Source organism: Serratia sarumanii (assembly GCF_029962605.1).
In the GTDB taxonomy this organism is placed as follows: Bacteria; Pseudomonadota; Gammaproteobacteria; order Enterobacterales; family Enterobacteriaceae; genus Serratia; species Serratia sarumanii.
Genome location: NZ_CP124750.1, coordinates 926,367 through 947,963 on the forward strand (window position 1 = coordinate 926,367; position 21,597 = coordinate 947,963).

General features: G+C 59.0%; 20 protein-coding genes. 8 read left to right on the forward strand and 12 right to left on the reverse strand.

Going from position 1 to position 21,597, the window contains the following annotated elements; translation table 11 throughout:
* The first annotated feature begins 2 nt into the window (after positions 1–2).
* Entirely contained in the window at positions 3–2,336 is a 2,334-nt protein-coding gene (locus SSARUM_RS04305; RefSeq protein ID WP_060429594.1) for a primase-like DNA-binding domain-containing protein, read from the forward strand.
* 686 nt (positions 2,337–3,022) lie between these two features.
* Here the strand turns inward: SSARUM_RS04305 and SSARUM_RS04310 are convergent.
* Together SSARUM_RS04310 and SSARUM_RS04315 are read right to left on the reverse strand one after the other, a co-directional pair.
* Positions 3,023–4,150, reverse strand: coding sequence for an MFS transporter (locus tag SSARUM_RS04310; protein ID WP_033647408.1), 1,128 nt, complete (start codon positions 4,148–4,150; stop codon positions 3,023–3,025).
* Positions 4,151–4,290: 140 nt separating this feature from the next.
* On the reverse strand, positions 4,291–5,349 hold the full coding sequence (locus tag SSARUM_RS04315) for an alpha/beta hydrolase (RefSeq protein ID WP_139639891.1): 1,059 nt from the start codon (positions 5,347–5,349) through the stop codon (positions 4,291–4,293).
* A 266-nt stretch (positions 5,350–5,615) separates the two neighbouring features.
* Here SSARUM_RS04315 and SSARUM_RS04320 point away from each other — a divergent pair, with 266 nt between their 5' ends.
* Both SSARUM_RS04320 and SSARUM_RS04325 read left to right on the forward strand, forming a co-directional pair.
* Complete coding sequence (locus SSARUM_RS04320; protein WP_060387322.1) at positions 5,616–6,500, forward strand: LysR family transcriptional regulator; 885 nt, start codon at positions 5,616–5,618, stop codon at positions 6,498–6,500.
* Between the two features lie 611 nt (positions 6,501–7,111).
* Entirely contained in the window at positions 7,112–7,330 is a 219-nt protein-coding gene (locus SSARUM_RS04325; protein ID WP_015376761.1) for a TM2 domain-containing protein, read from the forward strand.
* A 50-nt stretch (positions 7,331–7,380) separates the two neighbouring features.
* Here SSARUM_RS04325 and SSARUM_RS04330 read toward each other — a convergent pair whose 3' ends face one another.
* Positions 7,381–7,908, reverse strand: a complete 528-nt coding sequence (locus tag SSARUM_RS04330) for a hypothetical protein (RefSeq protein ID WP_033647405.1) — start codon at positions 7,906–7,908, stop codon at positions 7,381–7,383.
* A 485-nt stretch (positions 7,909–8,393) separates the two neighbouring features.
* On the opposite strand from SSARUM_RS04330, the gene SSARUM_RS04335 reads away from it, so the two are divergent.
* Positions 8,394–9,509, forward strand: a complete 1,116-nt coding sequence (locus SSARUM_RS04335) for a hypothetical protein (protein ID WP_223182039.1) — start codon at positions 8,394–8,396, stop codon at positions 9,507–9,509.
* Positions 9,510–9,512: 3 nt separating this feature from the next.
* Here SSARUM_RS04335 and SSARUM_RS04340 read toward each other — a convergent pair whose 3' ends face one another.
* The 6 genes from SSARUM_RS04340 to SSARUM_RS04365 form a co-directional block, all read right to left on the reverse strand.
* Positions 9,513–10,217, reverse strand: coding sequence for a hypothetical protein (locus tag SSARUM_RS04340; RefSeq protein WP_049213752.1), 705 nt, complete (start codon positions 10,215–10,217; stop codon positions 9,513–9,515).
* A gap of 16 nt (positions 10,218–10,233) precedes the next feature.
* Positions 10,234–11,409: a hypothetical protein gene (locus SSARUM_RS04345; RefSeq protein ID WP_049213753.1), complete on the reverse strand. Its 1,176-nt coding sequence runs from the start codon at positions 11,407–11,409 to the stop codon at positions 10,234–10,236.
* A complete protein-coding gene (locus tag SSARUM_RS04350) occupies positions 11,406–12,692 on the reverse strand; it encodes a hypothetical protein (RefSeq protein ID WP_049213756.1) in 1,287 nt (428 codons plus the stop codon). The genes SSARUM_RS04345 and SSARUM_RS04350 overlap by 4 nt, the downstream gene beginning before the upstream one ends.
* Positions 12,693–12,746: 54 nt before the next feature.
* Positions 12,747–13,271, reverse strand: coding sequence for a cytochrome b561 (gene cybB, locus SSARUM_RS04355; RefSeq protein WP_041037876.1), 525 nt, complete (start codon positions 13,269–13,271; stop codon positions 12,747–12,749).
* Between the two features lie 278 nt (positions 13,272–13,549).
* Positions 13,550–15,151, reverse strand: a complete 1,602-nt coding sequence (locus tag SSARUM_RS04360; RefSeq protein WP_049213758.1) for an ABC transporter substrate-binding protein — start codon at positions 15,149–15,151, stop codon at positions 13,550–13,552.
* A 128-nt stretch (positions 15,152–15,279) separates the two neighbouring features.
* On the reverse strand, positions 15,280–15,660 hold the full coding sequence (locus tag SSARUM_RS04365) for a winged helix-turn-helix transcriptional regulator (protein ID WP_060426660.1): 381 nt from the start codon (positions 15,658–15,660) through the stop codon (positions 15,280–15,282).
* Between the two features lie 84 nt (positions 15,661–15,744).
* On the opposite strand from SSARUM_RS04365, the gene SSARUM_RS04370 reads away from it, so the two are divergent.
* Positions 15,745–16,512: an NAD(P)H-dependent oxidoreductase gene (locus SSARUM_RS04370; protein WP_049213762.1), complete on the forward strand. Its 768-nt coding sequence runs from the start codon at positions 15,745–15,747 to the stop codon at positions 16,510–16,512.
* Here the strand turns inward: SSARUM_RS04370 and SSARUM_RS04375 are convergent.
* Positions 16,509–16,757, reverse strand: coding sequence for a hypothetical protein (locus SSARUM_RS04375; RefSeq protein WP_019454278.1), 249 nt, complete (start codon positions 16,755–16,757; stop codon positions 16,509–16,511). The two genes, SSARUM_RS04370 and SSARUM_RS04375, sit on opposite strands and share 4 nt — an antisense overlap.
* A gap of 193 nt (positions 16,758–16,950) precedes the next feature.
* Between SSARUM_RS04375 and SSARUM_RS04380 the strand changes: the two genes are divergently transcribed.
* The 3 genes from SSARUM_RS04380 to feaR all read left to right on the forward strand — a co-directional run bounded on the left by SSARUM_RS04380 (position 16,951) and on the right by feaR (position 19,148).
* Entirely contained in the window at positions 16,951–17,355 is a 405-nt protein-coding gene (locus tag SSARUM_RS04380; RefSeq protein WP_041033536.1) for an Exc2 family lipoprotein, read from the forward strand.
* A 107-nt stretch (positions 17,356–17,462) separates the two neighbouring features.
* The gene (locus SSARUM_RS04385; RefSeq protein WP_049213763.1) at positions 17,463–18,104 is read left to right on the forward strand and encodes a DsbA family protein; all 642 of its coding nucleotides are present in this window, start codon (positions 17,463–17,465) and stop codon (positions 18,102–18,104) included.
* A 144-nt stretch (positions 18,105–18,248) separates the two neighbouring features.
* Positions 18,249–19,148, forward strand: a complete 900-nt coding sequence (gene feaR, locus SSARUM_RS04390) for a transcriptional regulator FeaR (RefSeq protein ID WP_049213764.1) — start codon at positions 18,249–18,251, stop codon at positions 19,146–19,148.
* 33 nt (positions 19,149–19,181) lie between these two features.
* Here feaR and SSARUM_RS04395 read toward each other — a convergent pair whose 3' ends face one another.
* Both SSARUM_RS04395 and leuE read right to left on the reverse strand, forming a co-directional pair.
* Positions 19,182–20,681, reverse strand: a complete 1,500-nt coding sequence (locus SSARUM_RS04395) for an aldehyde dehydrogenase family protein (RefSeq protein ID WP_043146653.1) — start codon at positions 20,679–20,681, stop codon at positions 19,182–19,184.
* Between the two features lie 159 nt (positions 20,682–20,840).
* Positions 20,841–21,479 carry a leucine efflux protein LeuE gene (leuE, locus tag SSARUM_RS04400; RefSeq protein ID WP_049213765.1) on the reverse strand — a complete coding sequence of 213 codons (639 nt, stop codon included), beginning with the start codon at positions 21,477–21,479 and terminating at the stop codon, positions 20,841–20,843.
* Between the last annotated feature and the right edge of the window lie 118 nt (positions 21,480–21,597).

Sequence of the window (21,597 nt, forward strand, 5' to 3'; positions counted from 1 at the left end):
GCATGAGCGCCCAGTTCGTTTCCCAGACCGTACGCACCGCCACCGGCCACTGGCCGGTGATACTCCCGGCCCTCGGCATTGCCTTGCAGCCAAACGGCAAGCCGCAGTCGTGTCCAACCTGCGGCGGCAAAGACCGCTTCCGTTTCGACAACCAGGATGGGCGCGGCACCTGGTTCTGCAATCAGTGCGGGGCCGGTGACGGCCTCAACCTGGTGGAAAAAGCCCTGTCGCTGTCAGCAAAGGCCGCCGCCGAACAGGTGGCTGCCGTGATGGGAGAAAACACCAACGGCCTGCCACCGGCCGCTGAGACCGCTCATTCACCACAAGACAAAGCCAAGGCCCAGCACAAGGCCGCGCGACAGGCACAGGCTCTGGTGGCCGCCGCTCAATGCAAAAGCGGCAACGCCTACCTGAGCGCCAAGGGCTGGCCGGAGGTGGACACCCTGACCCTGCACGGCCAGTCGCTGCGCGTCGGCGGTATCACCTTCCAGCCCGGCGAACTCTTGCTGCCGCTGTACAATGCCGGGGGAGAAGTGGTCAACGTGCAACTGATTAACGCCGCCGGTGACAAGCGCATGCTGGCAGGCGGGCAGGTGAAAGCCGCCTGCCACATTCTGAACGGCCCGGACAACGCGGTTATCTGGCTCACCGAAGGCTACGCCACCGGCCTTACCGTGCACCGCCTGACCGGCGAAACGGTGTGCGTGGCACTCAGCGCCAACAACCTGGCGGCGGTGGCGGAGCAGCTGCGCAGCCACTACCCGGATGCGCGGCTACTGCTGGCGGCCGATAATGACCGCAGCGGCACCGGGCAGACCCGCGCCGCCGAGGCGGCCACACTCACCGGCGGCGCCCCGGCGCTGCCGCCCACGGAGGGCGACTGGAACGACGTCTACTGTCAGCAGGGCGCTGAGTCCACGCGCGCGCAGCTCCAGGCGCTCAGCCAGCCGCCGCAGCCCAGCCCGTTCGACACGCTGAGCGATGCTGACCTGAAAGCCATGAGTGCCAGTGAGAAAGCCGAACTGCTGGCCGAGCATTACGGCAACACCCTGGCGGTGCCGCCGGTAGGGGAAGAGCTGTGCCGCTATACGCGCGGCGCCTGGCAGGTGCTGCCACACCGACAGCTGAGCCGGGAGATTGCCGCGTTGTTCCAGAAGGTACGAGCACCTTTCTCCGCCGCCGGTATCAACAGCATCCTGGACACCCTCAAGCTGATGGTGCCGCAGATGGGCGAGCCTGCCCGCCGGTTGATTGGTTTTCGTAACGGGGTGTTTGATATCGTCAGCGGCCAGTTCAGTGCTCACCGGCAAGAACACTGGCTGCGCACCGTCAACAGCGTAGACTACACGCCGCCGCGTGCCGGTGAGAATCTGGCTGACCATGCGCCGCACTTCTGGCAGTGGCTGACGCGGGCCGCCGGGGGCAACCACGACAAGCAAGAGCGCATCCTCGCGGCGCTCTTTATGGTGCTGGCCAACCGCTACGACTGGCAGTTGTTCCTTGAAGTGACCGGCCCGGGCGGCAGCGGCAAGAGCGTCATGGCGGCCATCGCCCGGCTGTTGGCCGGGGCCGACAACACCACCTCCGCCACCATCGACAACCTGGAGTCGGCGCGCGAGCGGGCCAGCGTGGTCGGTTACTCGCTGATTATTCTGCCCGACCAGGAGAAGTGGAGTGGTGACGGAGCAGGCATCAAGGCCATCACCGGCGGCGATGCGGTCGCCATCGACCCCAAATACCGCGACGCCTACGCGGCGCACATCCCGGCGGTAATTTTGGCAGTCAACAACAACCCGATGCAGTTCAGCGACCGCAGCGGCGGGGTATCCCGTCGGCGGGTGATTATTACCTTCCCGGACGCGATACCGCTGGCAGAACGTGACCCGCAGCTGTTGGACAAAATTACTAATGAGCTGTCAGTCATTGTGCGCCACCTGATGCAACGCTTCGCCAACCCGAATGACGCCCGCGTACTGCTTCAGGCGCAGCAGAGTTCGGCGGAAGCTCTGGAAATCAAACGGCATGCCGATCCGCTGGTCGATTTTTGTGGTTACCTGACGGTGCTGGGTACCCCGGAAGGGATGATGATCGGTAATGCCAACATCACCCCGCCGAACCCGCGCCGCTATCTGTACCACGCCTACCTGTCGTTTATGGCGGCACGGGGCTATCAGCACGTGATGAACCTGACGGCGTTCGGCCAGGCGGTGCCGCAGACGCTCAAAGAGTACGAACACACGCTGCTGAAACGCCGCACCAAGCAGGGAATACAAACCAACCTGATATTGAGTGAAGAGTGCGAAGCGGACTGGCTGCCGAAGTGCGGGGCGGTGTGACGATAAACGGGTCGATCGGCCGGGCCGATCAATAGGCCTTTATTGATCTGCCGAACCCATTGGACGCTCAATCGCCGCGCCGCCTATAGTGGCAGTGACCCGAATACCTGCAGCAACACCAGGGCATCCTATCGGCCGCTGAACGGCCACTATCATAACGACAAGCGCTCCCCAAACCGGCTCAGGCCGGTTTTTTTGTGCCTGCGGTTCAGGCTGTTCACCCTGTAGGTGAACAGGGGTGTACACCGAGAAGGTAGCTATACACCCATCAATGCATTGAAATAAAAGGATAAAATCAAAAGGTGTATAGGGTGAACAGTTTTCCTATAAATCTCTTTTTAATATGATGAGCGCTGGGCTAGTGCTAATTGCTTATAATTTATTCTATGTATTGTGCACCATTTTATTGTGTATAGGTATATGTATAGACTTCTGTTTTGTGATTATAAAAATCGTTTTAAAACAGTTGATTACTTTCTTTGTTTCGCTCCTATTATCGGCACCATACTCTCTTCCTACCACATCCTTAATTATCCCCAAACGCTTTGAATTACAATGAATCGATTGGTTTATTGTCCGGTAAAATCCGGCGCGCGCGTACTTCTATTCGGTCTTGAATTGTTATTCGCCATTTCGGCTAGCTTTCACTGCCATGGCTGAGAGCTCGTTTGAACAAACTGATTACGCTAGTACGTATTGCTATTTTGACGGGACGTAAGAAACGCCATCGCTACCGCACCAAGAAGTAATAAGCCACTCAAGCCAAAAGTACTTCGCCATCCCAGGCTGTCAAACATCATGCCACCTGCCGTTGAACCAAGGGCAATCGAGAGCTGAATCACCGCAACCATCAGGCCGCCTCCGGCTTCCGCATCCTCGGGCAGCGTGCGTGTAATCCATGTCCACCATCCCGTTGGCGCGGCGGTTGCCAGCATGCCCCAGAGGCCTAACAGCAACGAGACAGCCCAAACGTGATGCCCGGCAAGAATCAGGGCGATGGCAATGACAGCCATCAGCCCAGGAATGGCCATCAGCGTTAGATAGAATTTCCTATTGAGGAATGCCGGGACAACCAGCGTGCCAATAAAACCGGCCACACCGATAACCAGTAAAATTAGCGACAAGCCAGAGAAATCAACCCGCGTCACCAACTCCAGAAACGGACGCACATAGGTAAATAACGCAAACTGCCCCATAAAGAACAGGCCACAAGCCAGCATGCCAATGGAGACAACAGGGCGACTGAACAGGCGCAATACGGATCCGCGTGACGCAGGGTTATTATTGCCGTTCATACCCGGCAGACTCACGCACTGCCAGATAAAGGCCGCGGCCGCGACGGGGACCAGGCACAAGAAAGCGCCTCGCCATCCGATGGTCGCTCCAAGATAGCTACCCAGCGGCGCTGCCACTACCGTCGCCAGCGCATTGCCGGCGTTGAAAATAGCCAGCGCACGCGTAACCTGATGCTGTGGCACCAGACGAATTGCCGTTGCCGCAGACATCGACCAGAATCCACCGATCGCAATACCTATCATCGCGCGGCCTGCCATATACATCAGATAGTTGGAAGCCAGTGCGATAACGAGCCCCGACACGGCCATCAGAATCGTCATCCCCAGCAGTAAGTACTTGCGATTCACATTTCCAGCCAACGTCGAAAGCGTCAGGCTGGTCAGGACGGCCAGCGCGCCGGAGATGGCAATTCCCTGTCCCGCCAGCCCCTCCGTCACGTCTAAATCACGGGCAATCGGCGTAAGCAGGCTGACGGGCATAAATTCCGATGCAATCAGCACAAAGACGCACAGGGTCATGGCAAAAATGCCGCTCCAGTAAGCGGGCTGATTATTCGGTGATGGTGTTTGGCTAAGTGCAGACATAGTCAGATTTCACGGAAGTCAGAATAAAAGCCACCCGCGTAGACAGGCGGCTTTTAATGTTGTCAGTAGAGGGGCTATTTCAGATTGGCTTTGAAAAATTGTTCGAACTTAGCGAAAGGTATTTTACCGGCCGCATTGTCGTACAGGTCCACATGATTTGCACCGGGGACAATCACCAGCTCTTTTTCTTTACTGCCGACCGCCTTATAAGCATCTTCGGCAAAATAGCGTGAATGGGCTTTTTCACCGGTCACGATAAGCGTCGGGATAGTAATTTCGCTGGCGTAGCTCAGCAGCGGCATATTCATAAACGACAGCGGCATCGTTGCCGTCCACGCCCCGGTCGAGTTAACGGAGCGTTCGTGGAAACCGCGCGGCATGCGGTAGTAATCAAAGAACTCCTTCAGCACCGGATGCGGATCGGCCGGCAGGGTTTCTGGCAGAATGCGCTCACCCGCGCTGACCTTGCCATTGCTGTCGACGTTAATATCATGGCCACCTCGTGCGAACGTTCCGCTTTCCGCATCCTTCCAGCGTTGTTCATTCAGATACTGCAGAACGGCACGACGGTCGGCGGTCGAATAACGGTCTTTGCCATCACCTACGCCATGGCTCATCGCCCGGCTCATGTCGTACATCACGCTGGTGGCCACCGCTTTGACGCGGGTATCCATCGCGGCGTCGTTTAACGCCATGCCGCCCCAGCCGCAAATGCCGAGCAGCCCAATACGGTTGCGATCCACCTCTTTTTGCAGCCCCAAGAAATCTACCGCCGCGCTGAAATCTTCCGTGTTGATATCCGGCGAGGCGACGTTACGCGGATAGCCGCCGCTTTCCCCCGTATAAGAAGGGTCGAACGCCAGGGTAACAAATCCCTGTTCCGCCAGCGTTTGCGCATACATGCCGCTGGATTGCTCCTTCACCGCGCCAAAAGGCCCGCTGACGGCAATCGCCGCCAGCTTGCGATCGCCACGATCTTTGGGGAGATAAAGGTCGCCCACTAAGGTGATCCCATATCGATTTTGAAACGAGACCTTACGATGATCGACTTTCTGGCTCTCGGCAAACGTCTTGTCCCATTTATCGATCATCGAAACAGGAGCATTCGGATTGACTGAATCAGCATAACTCATTGTCGTGACTCCACTTAATGATGCGAATAACAGCATGGCAGGCATTGCGGTTTTTAGCGTTCGGGTGAAAGCTTTCATAAAAATCCCCATGAAAAACAAGATAGAGAGACAGGTTTCCTACGGACAACGCTGCTGTGCTTTGTTTTGATGGGCTCATTATAGTGAGCAGAATTAATGCTGATTAGAGGGAGATAATTGCTAAGATTAATACCATATTGTTATAAATTAATGCTGAGACTGGCGTCATTCTTGGGGGGAGTAAATCAATGGCAAAAAGGGAGAACTACAACGAGCTTTACCTGTTTATGCAGGTGGTACGGGAAGGCAGTTTTACCGCTGCGGCTCACAGGCTTGGCCTGGCTCAATCGGGGATAAGCCGTTCTGTTCGCGAGCTTGAAGAAAGGTTAGGTGTCCAGCTACTGGTGCGTACCACGCGTAAGCTATCGCTGACGCAAGCGGGTGAGCAGCTCTATCAGAAAACGGAGTCCGGATTTGATACCTTAGATCTTGGGCTTGCGACACTGGCGCATTATCGTGAGACCCCTTCCGGCACGGTCCGCATCAATGCCAGCCAGCACGCGATTGATAAATGCCTGCTGCCAAAGCTTGCGGTATTTAAACAGCGCTATCCTGATATCAGGCTCGAACTCATGAACGAGAGCCGGTTCGTCGATATTATCGAGGAAAGATTCGATGCAGGCGTCCGTCTTGGGCCTGAAGTAGGCCAGGGCATGGTCGCGGTGCGCATTACGCCCGATATGGAGATGGCGATTGTGGGGACTCCTGAACATTTTCGTCGTTACGGTTTTCCACAAAATCCTGCGGATTTAAAGACACATCCCTGTATCGCCTATCAGCTTGCCGACGGCAGCCTATACCAGTGGGAACTCCATCAGGATGATAAAAAAATCACTCATCGGCCGGAAGGGCAATGGGCCTTATCTGACAGCTATATGGAGGCAGAAGCCGCGCGGCTGGGCCTGGGGCTGGCCTATGTTCCTGTCGAGTTGGTTGCCGATGATTTAGAGCGTGGAGCACTTATCAGGGTATTACAGCGTTACAGCCTGCGAATGGAAGGGTTATTTCTTTATTATCCCCATCGCAATGTATCCCCCGCCCTAAGAATGGTCATTGAGACATTGAAAATTTGAGAGTTGCGATGGCCGCTCCTGCACTGTGCAGGATGGACGGCAAAGCCGCTTGTATAAAGCAGACTTAGTTGACATCAAAATGAATGATGGAAATGAGGTAAACCGATTGGCGAAATACAACGCCGTATGAAGGACGATGCGTCGGGCGATAGGGGCGATAAATATGTAATGGCTGAGCTGCCTGGCCCATTAGATGCTCACTTGTCACACCGGCTTTGACGCCATTGGTTCAAATAGGCGAACCCTGGTGTACGGTAGGGTGATGACTGTTAATCGGGTAATTAATTGAATTAAATACTAAATTCCGATTGCCAACAGAGAGTGCAATTTTCCTGTCACTCTTTTGCAGCGGATTAAATATGGCGTTGTTAATAACTTATGCCTCAGGGATAGTACGGAGGGATAACGCATAGTCAAATCAATGCGATCTCCCATTTGTCTACCGTTTCGCCGGTTAAACAACCGTTTAATTAATCACTGTTATAATTACCTCTGTTGAGCCTTGATGGATGAATGTTTTCTCCTCAAGCATTGCGATGCGGCGCTCTGTGGAGCGGCATCCGTTTTTTGGACATGCCGGTGGTTCGGTGAGAAGTAAGGAGAAGTGTACTATGAGCAGAAAAGACAAGCTCGCGGCGGCCCTGCTGGCCATCTTCCTGGGTGGGCTGGGCATTCACAAGTTTTACTTAGGGATGAAGTGGTGGGGGCTGTTCTACCTGCTGTTCTGCTGGACGGGGATCCCGGCGATTGTCGGCTTTATCGAAGGCATTATTTATCTGTTCCAATCGGAAGAGAAATTCAATCAGAAATACAATCCTGGTCTGATTTAATGCTTTGCTGACGGCGCATCCTGTTAAGGGAAGCGCCGTTTTTCGTTCCGTTACTGTTTCTTCATCTTGCCGCGCATTTCTTCACTCATCATTTTATTCGAGCTGGAAATTACGCAGTTATATTGCTTACCTTGGTTAATGACCATAAAGGTGCTGACCGGATTTTTAAAATCCTTGTCGATGGTGAAATAAATATACGCCTGCGGCAGCGCGGCCGGTTTAAAGGCGCCGAAGGCATACACATCCGCCAGGCCTAGCGCGGAGAGATCGACCGTCAGTTCCATCGGCTGTTTATCGTTTGGCGATGGGAACATCGATTTGGCCGACATCATCATGGTGCTGCTGTTGATGGTGTAATCGGTTTTGACCTTCATGCCCATATATTTCGATTCCGGCATGGAAAGTTCTTTTTTGCAGGCGGCGTCGTGCTGCGGCGCCGGGCTGCCGTTTTCCATCACGGCGTGCACGTGTTCCAGCGTCACTTCCGCGTTGCCGGTGGTAGGCTGCGCATCGGCCGCGTAAGCCGCGCCGCTGAAGGCGGCCACAGAGGTAAGGATAATGCCTGTAACGATTTTCATTGTCGCTCTCCGAAATGCTAATAATGATATTAATTGCGGTGTGTAGCCTATTGGCCTGATAAAACGCAAAGTTACTCGTTCCGTGGAGATCAAATATCCTCGGAATTTTATAGTAAATAGTGTTTCACCCACGCGGTGCGCGAGGTTGGTTTAATTATCTTGAGAGCCTTGCTCTTTTGTTTTTCAGTATGTTTACCTGCATATAAAGAGTATGTCTAAACATAGTCAATGTTTAGAATATGCACAAATTATTGCGGTTTTTTCCCGCTTTAATTCTTCGGTTTTTAATACGGGTTTAAATATTGTATTGAGATACAGAGAGTTATCTTTTCTACGTTAAAATCACTCAGTGAAACGTTATTTATGTGATCTTCATGGTCACAGAAGTAACGCTGAAATTATTGCCTTTCTATTTAACGGCTAATTATTCATGGCATAGGCTTCAACCCCGCTAACCGCTTGCGCTAGAATCAGGCGGTTTGCTCTTGAAAAAGGATATCGCCATGGCCGCCTGGGCCTTTTTGATCGTCGGTTGGCTGTTGATTTGGCGGGATTACCCGATTTTCGGCGCGTTGTGCATCGCGTTGTTCGCCGTGCTGCAATGGGCGAAATACGCCGCAAAAGGCGTGCAAAACCCCGAAGAGGCCGAAGAGTGGCGCAAGACCGACTGGCGTTCGCAGCCGATTGAAATGGCGCACGCCGGCGACAGCGACCGGCAGATTGGCGGCGTGGGGGAGCTGGGCATGGGCGGCCCCAATTTTTGGACGCTGCTGCTGCGCGACGGGGCGATTGTGCATAGCGCCTGTGCCGCGCCGCAGGACGTGGACGGCGGCAAGCTGCGCCTGATCCCGACCCGCAGCCGCGAGGGTGAGGGGCTGACGGTGTACGAGCCTGCCACCCGAGTGATGTACGCGCTGCCTGTGCTGGCCGAGCGCGAGCAGGCGGCATTGGCCGCCGGTTCCGCCGAGGCGCTGGCGCGGCTGCGGGCGAGCTGTCGGCAGGCGGCGGCCACGCCGCTGCGTCAGGTGCGCGGTCTGTGGGTGCCGCAGTGGGCAGAGGATCCGGCGGATCGTCTGGAGATCGCCTTGCCCAGTGGCCGCGCGCTGGCGGCGCGCTCGACGTTACCGGCGGATTTGCGCCATGCGGACGATCCTGCCGCGCTGCTGCACGCGCCGCCTTATGAGCTGTTGCTGGATAACCGGCCGACCGATCGCTTGGTGTGCGATCTCGAACGCGTGGCGGAATCGCCGACGGGTGACGGCTTGAGCGTCGGCGGCTGCCAGTTCCACGGCGAGCATATTGTCGATGGTCTGTACCATCTGTACTTCGCCGGCGAGTGGTTCAGCCTGCTCTCCTACGCACATAAACCGGCGGGCGGGCGCGGTTCGGACACCACCTTTTTTGTCGAGCGGGTCGAGCCGCAAGACGGCGGCGTATTCGTGATTGAATGGGATGCCTACAGCGTGGGGCCCGACGGGCATGCGCCTCGCGTAGCGGCGCCGCCGGTATTGGTTATCGCAGTAAGCTGGCAGGACGCGCCGCTGCGGCTGCCCACGGCCAATAACCGCGTGACCGTGCGCTTGCCCAACGCCATGGCGTAAGGCTTAAGGCAGCACCCTGACTTCGCCGTTGTGCAAGGTCAGCACGGCGATCGGGCTGCCGGGGAAGCACTCCCTAAAGATCCAGTCGCTGGGCCGAAACGCCGCCGCAGGCAGCCCGGCCTGCCACTCTTCCCACTGCGGGGCCGGCTTATCCGGCGGTAAAGAGAAAGAGACCAGCCAACCCGCTTCGCAGCGCACCCTTTGGCCGCTCGGGCGGGAGAAGGTGTGTGTGCTCGCCAGCTCCATTACCGGCGGTAAAACCTCGAAGGCAATGATCGGCACGCCGGCCACGCTCTGCGGCCGAGGAAAACGCACGGCGGTCACGCCATCCATCGTGATGGGGCTGTCTTCGGTGCCGGGCAGGCGCGGTTCCTGCCGGTTTACCCAGCTGCCTTTCGTCAGCGTGATTTCACCGAACGGTTTGGCTTCGTCGAGCGTCAGGTAGCTGCGCCGATTCCAGCGTTCTTCCGCCCGCTGGCTCTTGAGATCCTGGATGGCGATGTCGATAAGCATCAGCACGAACGCCACCGGGTAGATCGCCAGCGCCGAGGCCAGCAGATAGCCACCCCAGGAAAGCGGCGGGCGTGGGCGGCCGCAGCGGGCAGAAGCGTAGCGCCAGCCCCACCAGGCGAGCAGGATGCCGGCGAGCAGCAGCGCCAACAACAGCGCCACCAGCCCTGCAACGCCGGCGCCATAACCTAACAGCATGGCAAGTTCCTCATGTTCACGGCGTGGTGGAACGGTAGCGAACGAAGTAGGGCAGCGCCGGGGGCTCCCCGTCATCGCCATAGTGGCTTTCCGGTTCGATCACGGTTTGGCGTGCGTCGTCGCGCCCGTTGTAGCGATACTCCAACGGCTGGCGGTAGCGCACGTCGGATGAGCGCAGATCGAAAATCAGCGAAAGGCGCGCATCGCCGTTATCCGTTTGGGTGACTAGCTTGTCGTTGCCTGCCCACAGCTGATACAGCGATTTATCGCCGGTCTCCAGCAGTACCTTCAACTGCCCGTCGGATTGATAACGCAGGAGCTGATACAGCCCTCTTTCCAGCGTCTGTGCGATCAGGTAGATGCCGCCATCCGGGGCCTGCGCGCTTTCCGTCACGCGCACCGTGAGCCAATGCGGTTCGGCCACCTCGCCGGTTTTGCCGTTAACGGCGATGTGCAAGGCGCCGGAGCCGAGCACCGGATTCATCCAGAACAGCACGCGATCGCCGTCAACGGCGGTAAAGATCTCGGGTATGGATTTGCGCTTGCCGGAGGCGTAAGCCGTCGGTGAGTCCTCCTCGCCGCGCTCAAAACCCAGCAGCTGACGCGCTTCCAACAGCGCCGGCAGATCGAGCGTTTGCCGCCAATGGGCGCCAAAGTCCGGGCTGTAGAATACGCCTTCGGTGCTGATGAGATACAGCGCGCGTTTACCCGGCAGCGCCACCAGTTTGCCGCCGATAAAGGAAGGCCGGTTGTCGTCGCCCTCCGGCCAGGGGATCAGTGCCCCGATGGTGCCCTGTTTCACATCGACCAGCCGGCGCCCCTTGGACAGAAAAAGCACGCACTCTTGCCCGCCGCAAACCGCATCGTGGATAGACTCGTCGAGTTCCCCCAGCATCTGCAATCCCTGCGGGCCGCTGAACAACACCTGGCTGAGATAGTTGGCCGCCCAGCCGTAAAAGCTATTGTAGGCCCCGCGCTCACTCCTTTTGCTGATGAGCAGCAGAGCGCCGTCCTGCGCCGGGTAGCTGTGGATGAGATCGTAACGGGCTATCGTCGGCAAGGCCTCGTCGCTCTGGATCCATTGCCACTGCGCATAGCGTTGTTCAGGGGCGAGGAAATAGACGCCCAGCGCGCTGGCCAAAAACAGCGTCAGGATAATAAGGGGTCTTTTATAAAGCGCTAACGTCATCATTTCAGCTCCGTCACCTGATCCTGCCGCCATAGCCTGCGGCGCAGATTGCGCAGGTATTTAAACGTTTTAAACGTGCGGTGCTGGTCAAAAGAGTAAAGGCGGCAGATCTGGGCGAAGCCCTCGATCAGCAGCGCCAGGCCGCTGATCATCAGCATCATCAGCAGCAGAATCGGCGGCAATTCGCTACCAAGGCGCTTCAGGGTCCAGGCATCCAGGTAAAAGCCCGCCGGGGTATCGGCGTTATCCGCCACCGCCAGGCCGAGCACAAAGCACGTCACGATCGCGCCGAGAATGAAGACAACGCGCGCGCACAGGTTAAGGCCGGATTCGGTGAAGTAGCGGCGGCCGCCGATGAGGTAAGTCTGGCGATCGCGGTGGTTGATGATCCCACGCACCGTAGGCAACTCGGGGACGGTGTCGTTCTCGCAATACAGCACCTGCAGCGGATCGCCTTTGGCGATGAAAAGCGGATGTTGCCGACGAAATACCGGATGCAGTTTGGTATTGGGGACGTTGAGCGCGCGGGTCGTCAACGCGAAGTGCGTCTCCTTCTGGCGCCACGCATAGGTGTCCAAATACTGCACCTGGCGCGGGATCTCATAGTGGAGGAGTTCGTAGCTTAGGGCGTTGACCGTCTCGATGCCGGAGGCCTCGACGCCGTCGGGGAGGGGGACGTCGGTTTGCTGCGCTGCGGGCACTGACGCGGCGTCTGCACTGACGGCCCGGTATTTGATGCCGGGGATTTTCAGGCTGAGCGATCCGGGCGGCGTGACGTCTTGCCCCTGCAGCACGCGATCCAGCGCCTTGAGCAGGCGCCTGCGGCCGCGATGCCCGATCAGCAGCAGCTCCGAACCGACGAACAGCACCATGCCGATGCCGACAAGGCCGGCGATTACGGCGATAAAGAACAGAACGATGGTCAACCAGGAATCTTCCCCGTCCATGATGAAAAAGGCTGCCGGAAAACCGCCGGCCAGCGCCGCGCCCAGCACCAGCAGGGCGAAGTATTTCAGCTTGTATTTCAGCGTTCTGTCGGGCTCCAGCCGGCCTTTTGTCTCGTGCAGCAGCCAGTGCAGCCAGTAGCTGCCGTCCTGCAGGCGATGGGCGCCAATCTTCACCCGATCGCCGGCGGCGAGCGTGGCCAGCAGATTTTCGCTGTCGCTGAAGTCGTCACGGTAAAAAAAGAACGTTTGGCCGGCGGCGATGATCCTCACCAGGTTGTCGGGCGCCGTCTGTTGGCAGGCACATTGTTCGACGGTCACATTAAAAAATTGGGTTTGCATGTCATTCCCTGTCAGCGGGCGTGGCCCGAAAATTCATCCCTGGCGCCAAATTATTCAGCGCTTTTTCATCAACGGCAGCATGCGCACCAGCGCATTGTCCTTGACGATGTAGTGGTGAAACAGCGCGGCGGCGGCATGCAGGCCGATCAGCCAGTAGCCGAATGACGCCAGCGTTTTGTGCCAGCCGATAATCATCCGCGCCTGCGGCCGATCGGCCACGTCGGCGAACGGCATCGACAGGCCGAACAGATACCACTCCTTGCCGCCCAGATAGCGCGAATACACCCCCAGCACCGGCAGCGTCAACAGCAGCAGGTAAATCAGGGTGTGCGTCAGGTGCGCCAGGCCGGTTTGCCACTTAGGCGGTTTGGGCGCGATGGCGGGCGAAGGGTGGCGCCAGCGCAGGAACAGGCGGGCGATCATCAGCGCGAACACCGTTACGCCGCAGCTGAAGTGGGTGACAACCAGCACGTACCAGGGGGCGCTGCCCGGTTCGGCAAAGCCGCGCAGCTCGATGGTGACACAGGTGATGACCAGCAGGATCGCCACCAGCCAGTGCAGGCGAATTTGCCACGGCATGTAGGTGTTCTGCACCGGGTTGCCTTTTGATGTTAAAGGGTCTGTGCGCCGATGGTAACGAAATGTTACAGGTGAGGAAAGCGCCCGTGTGCAGTTTAAGCAAAATGCCAGGGGTTAAACCGCTTGTTAAGCTATGAATTTAGTGGGTTAAGTGCCTGGCGGCAGGAGAGGCAGTTAGCATCGTAAGTTGTGAAGCTAATGGACGATAGATTCAGAGGCTGGCAGCTTAATAAGTAGCGAAGCAAATAGCGCCGCAGCCCTCGCCGCGGCGCCCGGGATCAGTTCAATTTGGCCTTGGCGAAGTCGCTGCCGTTCACGTCCACCACATAGCCGCTAAGGTTGCTGCGGGTGGCGTAGAACACTTTGCCGGTGGCCAGCGGCAGCCACGGCGCCTGTTTGGCGAAGATCACCTGTGCCTGTTGATACAGCTTGGCGCGAGCCTGTGGCTGGTTCTCCAGAATCGCCTGCTGGATCAGCCGGTCATAATCCTTATCGCACCAGCGCGCCACGTTGGCGCCGCTCTGCACCCCGGCGCAGCCGAGCAGGGTGGCGAAGTTGTCCGGATCGCCGTTGTCCGACACCCAACCGTACAGCGCGCTCTGCTGTTCGCCTTTGCGCAGCCCTGCCAGATACTGGCCCCACTCCCAGGTGACGATCTTGGCCTTCACGCCCATCTTCGCCCAGTCGCTCTGGATCATCTCGGCGATGCGCTTCGAGTTCGGATTGTAGGGGCGCTGTACCGGCATCGACCAGATATCGGTCTCAAAGCCCTGCTCCAGCCCGGCCTGCTTCAGCAGCTCGCGCGCCTTCTGCGGATCGTAGGCGTATTCCGGCAGTTGATCGTTGTAGCCCAGCATGCCCGGCGGCAGCAGCGAGTTGGCCGGCGTGCCGCTGTCTTTGAACACCGCGGCGACGATCGCTTTCTTGTCCACCGCATAGCTCAGCGCCTGGCGCACCAGCAGGTTGTCGAACGGTTTTTTCTGGGTGTTGAACGCCAGATAGCCGACGTTCAGCCCGGTGATGTCGTGCAGCTGCAGGTTGCCGTCGGCCTTGATGGCGGCGAACTGTTCCGGCAGCGGCGCGGGGATGATCTGGCATTCGTTGGTTTTCAGCTTGGCCAGCCGGGTTTGCGGATCCGGCGTGATGGAGAAGATCAGGTGCTTACTGGCCACTTCGCCCTGCCAGTAGTGCGGGTTGGCGATGTAGCGGATCAGCGAATCCTGTTTGTACTGCTGCAGCGCGAACGGCCCGGTGCCGATCGGCCAGTTGTCGACGTATTCCGGCGTGCCCTTTTTCAGCATTGCGTCGGCGTATTCGGCGGACAGGATCGAGGCGAAATCCATCGCCCAGTCGGCGACGAAGGCGGCGTTGGGCTGGCTCAGCGTGAAGCGCACGTGATGCTCGTCCACCGCCTCCACCTTGGCGATCAGCTTGTCCAGGCCCATGTCGGTGAAGTATTCATAGTTGCCGCCGGAGACCTTGTGATACGGGTTAGCCGGATCCTTCTGCCTCATCACGGTGAACACCACGTCTTCGGCGTTGAAGTCGCGCGTTGGGGTGAAGTATTTGTTGCTGTTGAATTTCACGCCCTGGCGCAGGGTAAAGGTGTAGGTCTTGCCGTCCGGGCTGACGCTCCACTCGGTGGCCAGCGAAGGGGCGGGGGTTTTATCGCTTTCGCGCAGCGTCACCAAGCGGTTGTACAGCACCTGCGAGGTGGCGATAAAGGTCGGCCCGGAGCTGGAGAGCTGCGGGTTGAACGATTCCGGCGAGGCGACAGTGCAGTACACCAGCGCATCGGAAGCGGCCAGCGCGCCGCCCGCCGACAGCAGGCCGGCACTTGCCAGCGCCAGCGCGGCGATAGGGTGTTTTAAAAACGTCAAGGCAAGATCCTCAGGTGGAATGGGCCGTTACCGGCGAATTGATTTAACTATAGATAACGGATGGCGAGACGGGGAACAAGCGTCTCATCTGCGCATTCTGTGCGCCCCGCGTTGCCAGGCAAACCGCTTTAATCGGCCGCGCGCTTGCGGTCTGCATCATAGCGCTCGCGGGCGGCGTCCAGCTCGGGGAAATGGTATTCCGCCCATCGGTCGAGCGCCGTCAGCGTCTCGACCAGCGAGCAGGCGACGGCGCTGAGCCGGTATTCCACATGTGCCTGATTCTTTTCACTTAAATCCAGCCGTTCGAGCAGCCCGTTGCGTTCCAACTGGCGCAGCGTTTGCGTCAGCACCTTCTGCGAAATGCCGTCGATGCGGCGCAGCAGCTCGCCGTTGCGCATCGGCCGCTGTGCCAGCACGGGCAGGATCAGCATCACCCACTTGCCGGAAATCAGCGCCAGCGCATCGCGCGCGGAGCATTTACTCGAATAGACGTCGCCGGGATAGGCCATGGGGGGTTACCTTCAGGTGCGTAATTGCCAAGGGGGCGATAAAGCCACAGCATAGCAGCACCACCTTACAACGGGAGACACAGGATGAACGTGCTGATTGTGCTGGCTCACCCCGAGCCGCATTCTTTCAATGCCCATTTGGCCGAACAGGCGCGGCAGGCTTATCTGGCGCAAGGGCATCAGGTGAAGACGGTCGATCTGTATCAGGAGGAGTTTGATCCGCGCGAGGGTGCCGGTCATTACCCCAGCAGAAAGCAGGCGGACAGGTTCGATGCGATGCAGGAGCAGCGCCATCACTGGACGACTCAGGCGCTGCCGGCGGAGATCCGGCGGCATATCGAGCTGCTGCGCTGGGCGGACACGCTGGTGCTGCAGTTCCCTTTCTGGTGGTTCGGCGCGCCGGCCATCCTCAAGGGCTGGATGGATCGGGTGTTCGTTTACGGCGGGATCTACGACAGTCGCCACCGCCATGAAAACGGCGTGATGCGCGGCAAACGGGCGCTGCTGACCGTCACCGCCGGCGCCTCTGCTCAGGCCTGCGCACCGAACGGGCGCGACGGCGATATGCGGCTGATGCTGTGGCCGATCATGCATGCGCTGCACTATATCGGCTTTAGCGTGCTGGAGCCGTTCCTGGTTTATGGCGTGCGCGGCGGGTTGACGGGCGAGGCGCTGCAGGTGCAGAACGCCGCTTTGGCGCAGGTGACGCAGGCGTATCGGGCTGGCTTAGGCGATCTTGCCGCCTGGCCGGCGGTGTGGTTCAACCGCAATGAAGATTTTGACGCCGATCTGGCGCTGAAGCCCGGTGCGCCGGTCTATAGCCCGTTCGTGCGCCACCGCGATCCGGTTTAGAAACCGGCCTTCAGCAGTTCCTCGCGCAGGTCGTCGATAATCGCCGGTTCGATGTCGGGGAACTGCTGCTGAATATCGGCGATGGCTTCGGCCACGCTCGGGCCGGCAAAGGTGCCGGAGAAGGGCAGCAGCGGCAGATTGGCGTCGCTGTCCGGCAGCTCGCCGCGGATAGTGCCGGTGATCATGCCCGCTTTTTTTTCCGCCGTGAGGTCGTACTCCCCCACGTTTTTGTCGATCGGTTTCATTGGCCGCCTCGCTGTCGGTGAGTGTTTACCCTGTTCGGTTAAAGCATAGTGTTTCAGGCAATGAATACCAATCAATGTATATAATATTAATATAAAACAATGTGATGCGTATTTTGTTGTTTGACGTTTACCGGGGGCCGGCGCTATGCTCTTGGCGCTAAAGGAACCTTCCTCACTGACAGGGACAGACGACATGAAAAGACTGAAAAGCGCGGCGCTGTTGTTGCCGCTGTTGGCGCTCAGCGCCTGCACCCACCACCTCAGCAGCGCGGAGCGGCATGCCAAGCACTACGTTTATCAAACGCGCGACGACTTCGACCCGCAATTCCGCACCGATGTGAACGGCAGCATTAAAAACGCCGTGCCGATGTTCGAACAGTTCTACCAGCAGGGGAAAAAGGATCGCGCGGCAGGCGTGGCGCGCAGCGAGGCGCAGCAAAAGGCCGATTATCTGGCCAGCCCGGAATTCCAGCAGAACATGGAACACAAAACCATTTTCATCAATCGCGCCTACAGCGGCTCCGACAATCCTAAACGCCGTCAGGTGCTGTCGCAGGAAGCGGTGGGCGCCTACTGGGACGGTTACGAAGGCCGCTGACTGAATCCCACATAAACAGAAGGTAATAAAAACTGGCCTTCTGCCGGTTATTTGATTATAAAAACCGCCGCTAAGGACGATGTTCATAATCGAAACCAGGAGTGTTTATGTTGGCAAACGTTAAGCGTTCGTTCGCTGCCGCCGTCGTATTGATGTTGGCGCTGCCCGCGGTTCAGGCCGCGGATTACCGTGCGGGCGAGCAATACACCCGGCTGGATAAGCCGGTAGCCGCCGCGCCTGCGGTGGTGGAGTTCTTCTCCTTCTACTGCGGCCCTTGCTATCAGTTCGCCGAGACCTACCGGGTAGGCAGCACCGTGGCGCAGGCGCTGCCCGCCGGTGAGAAAGTCACCAAGTATCACGTCAGCCTGATGGGCAAACTGGGCAATGAGCTGACCGAAGCCTGGGCGGTGGCGACGGTACTGGGCGTAGAAGACAAGATTGAAGGGGCGATGTTCGACGCGGTGCAGAAACAGCGCGCCGTCAATAGCGCCGAAGATATTAAGCGGGTGTTCACGGCGGCCGGCATCGATGCCGCAACCTATGAAAACGCGCGCCACAGCCTGCTGGTCAAAGGGTTGATCGCCAAGCAGAACGAAGCGGTAAAGGCGTTCGAGGTGCGCGGCACCCCGTCGTTCTACGTAGCCGGCAAATACAAGATAGACAATGCCGGCATGGCCAGCACCAGCGTTGAAGGCTACGCCAAAGAGTACGCGGCGGTGGTGCGGCATCTGTTGGATACGCAGCCTTAAGGCGATTCCTCCTCCGGCGCCCGATGAGATGATCTGTGATCGCGGCGCCAAATCCCCGGCTCGCCATTGATTGTGTGTTAACGGATTGTTATGGTGGTTTTCTGTTCAACGGCGCAGCACCGCTGCTGTTTGAAGGGAGAGATCATGACGGCATTGGCAACGCTCCGGGACGTCGGCTTCGAAGAGTGGCTGGGGAAAATCAACACCGCCTGCGGCAGATTCTGCGCAAAAACGCTGGGGCCGGGCTTCAGCGGGGCGATGCAGGAATTCCGCGCCCATGCGCTGCGCCTGAGCGTGGTCGACGTGTCTCAGGCCCGGCTGTACCGCACGCCGCGCGAGATCGCCCGCAGCGACGGCGCGCACTTTTTTACCGTCTTCCAGCTGCGCGGCAGCGCGTTGATGGAGCAGGGCGAGAGCCAGACGGTGCTCTCTCCCGGCGACATCACGCTGATCGACGCCTCACGGCCCAGCAGCTTCACCTTCCAGCGCGATTCACGCCAAATCTCCCTGTTGTTGCCGCGCGGCTGCCTGCCGCTGCCGCCGCCTTGCGCCCAGCGTCTCGGAGCAGAGCTCAGCGCGGTGCGCCTCAGCCGCCAACTGGTGCTGAGCAGCATGCAGGATCTTCAACTCGCCGCGGCGGAAAGCAAGGCGGTGCTGAATGCGCTGGCGGCGCTGCTGCGCCCGGCGCTGGCGCTCGAACAGGCGCGCCCGGAGGGGCAACAGCCGGTTTTCGACAAGGCGCTGGCGTTGATCGACAGGCATATTCAGTCGCCGCAGCTGCGCCCGGAATGGGTGGCGGCCGAGTTGGGGGTGTCACTGCGCAGCCTGTATCGGCTGTTCGCCCGTCAGGGGCTGGTGGTGGCGCAGTACATCAGGAACCGCCGGCTGGATCTGTGCGCGCAGGCGCTGCGCAGCGCCGCCGGGCAGGAGAAGCTGGCCGGAGTCGGCCTCGACTGGGGTTTTGCCGATCACAGCCATTTCTCGACCGCTTTCAAGCAGCGTTTCGGCATGTCGCCGAGCGAGTACCGTCGGCAGTATCAGTAAGTCAGGGCGCGGGCCAGGCCCGCGCCGCTTCACTCAATAGCGGATGCAGACCGATTTCGACTCGGTGTAAGCGTCCAGCCAATCCGGGCCGAAATCACGGCCGCTGCCCGACTGTTTGAACCCGCCGAACGGCATGTTCGGGTCGATCAGCGTATGGGTGTTGACCCACACGGTGCCGGCCTGAATGCGCGGCGTCAGCGCCATCGCCTGCTGCAGGCTGGTGGTCCACAGGCTGGCAGTCAGCCCGAAGTCGGTGTCGTTGGCCTTGCTCAGTGCCTCCTCGGCGCTGGCCACCCGAATCAGGTTGACCACCGGGCCGAACACTTCTTCACGCGTCAGGTTCAGCCTGTCGTCCGGGTTGATCACCAGCGTCGGCGGAATGTAGAAGCCGTTGGCATCCGGCCCGGCCGCGCCGCCGATAAGCTCGGCGTTTTTCGCCCGGGCGTCGTCCAGGTAGGCCGCCACCTTGTCGCGGTGCGCGAGCGACACCAGCGGGTTGATTTGCGCGCCGGTATCCATCCCCGGCCCGACCGACAGCGATTTCACCGCCTGTTCGAAACCTGCCACCAGCTGGTCATAAATCGGCGCTTCAATATAAATTCGCGAGCTGGCGGCGCACACCTGCCCCTGATTGAGGAAGCTGCCGAGCATCAGGCCTTCGATCACCTGCTGCGGATCGGCATCTTTCAGCACGATGGCCGGGTTTTTACCGCCCAGTTCCAGCGTCACGCGGGTCAGGCGATCCGCCGCCGCGCGCGCGATGCTTTTGCCCACCGGCGTGGAGCCGGTAAAGCTGACTTTGGCGATCAGCGGATGTTCGGTCAGCGCCTTGCCGCACACGGTGCCGCGGCCGGTGACCACGTTGAACACGCCCGGCGGCACGCCGGCTTCGCTCGCCAGTTCGGCGATGCGCAGCAGGGTGAGCGGGGTGGTTTCCGACGGCTTGATGACGATGGAGCAGCCTGCGGCCAGCGCCGGCATCACTTTCCACATGCCTATCATCAGTGGGAAGTTCCAGGGCACGATGCCGGCGACCACGCCAATCGGCTCTTTACGGGTATAAACCTGATATTTGGCGCCCGGCGGCATCGGAATGGAGACGTCCAGCGTCTGGCCGGTGATTTTGGTCGCCAGCCCGGCGGTGTAACGCATCCAGTTCAGGGTGCTGCCGACTTCGAAGGCGCGGGCGATGTTGATGGACTTGCCCTGCTCCAGGGTTTCCAGCTGCGCCAGCTCCTCGGCGTGCTGCTCCACCAGATCGGCGAAGCGCAGCAGGATGCGTTCTCGTTCTACCGGCAGACGCTGCGCCCAGACGCCTTCGCTGAAGGCTTTGTGGGCGGACTGCACCGCCAGCGCGACGTCTTGCTCGTTGGCGTCGGCGGTGGTGGCGATCTGCTGCCCATTGGCGGGGTTATACACCGCCAGGCGGCCTTCCGCGGCGGACGCGCGCCACTGGCCGTCGATATACAGCCCATGCTGACGATCGAGAAAACGCGACACGCTATCCAGCACGGCTACGGTATTGTCAGACATACATCCTCCGATCAGGCTCATCAGGTTATCGTTAACCCTGCAAGTCTAGATCAGCGGAAAAGCGGCGGCTTTGGTCTGCCTGACATTCGGTTTGCCCTGCGTGTCATTTTGCCGTGACGGAAGGGTAAACCGCGGCCGGCGGGCGCTGGCCGGGAGGGATCACGAGCTCAGGGTCGCCAGACGGGTAGCGAAGCCGAGGAACAGCAGGCCGATGAGGCCGTTGCCGAGCTTCGCCAGGCCTTTCTTGTGATTGAAGAAATGCGCCAGCATCGCGCCGGAGAAGATCAGCGTACTCATGTAGATAAAGCTGACGGCTTCGAGGATCAGCGCCAGAATGGTGAACGACAGCCCGGTGTGCGCGTAGTTGAAGTCGATGAACTGCACGAAGAACGACACGTAAAACAAGATAGCTTTCGGGTTGGTCAGGCTCAGCGTCAGCGACTTGCGCAGAATGCTGTGGCCGCCTTCACTCTGCTGCTGTTGCGCCTGCGCCTTCTGCACGAAGGTGGCGTAGAGGATTTTTGCGCCGAGGAACAGCAGGTAAATCGCGCCGAGAAAACGCACCAGGGTAAACAGGAACGGCGTGGTGCGGATCAGCGAAGCCACGCCGATATAGGCGCAGAAGATCAGGATTGCATCGCCGATGAACACGCCGAGCGCCGCGGTGTAGCCGGCGCGCACGCCGCGCGATACGCCGGTTTTCAGTACGTACAGCGTATTCGGCCCCGGCAGAATGATAATGAAGACCACCCCGGCCAAATAGGTCCATAAATTCAGGACGCCAAAACTCTCTAACACAATAACCTCTCCATGCGCGCAACTAACAGGCAAAAACACTGGCCACGCCCGTGACCGGCCGCGATCCTAACGCTGTGCAACCGGGTTGGCAACGTAATAAACTTCATGTTGTTGGTTA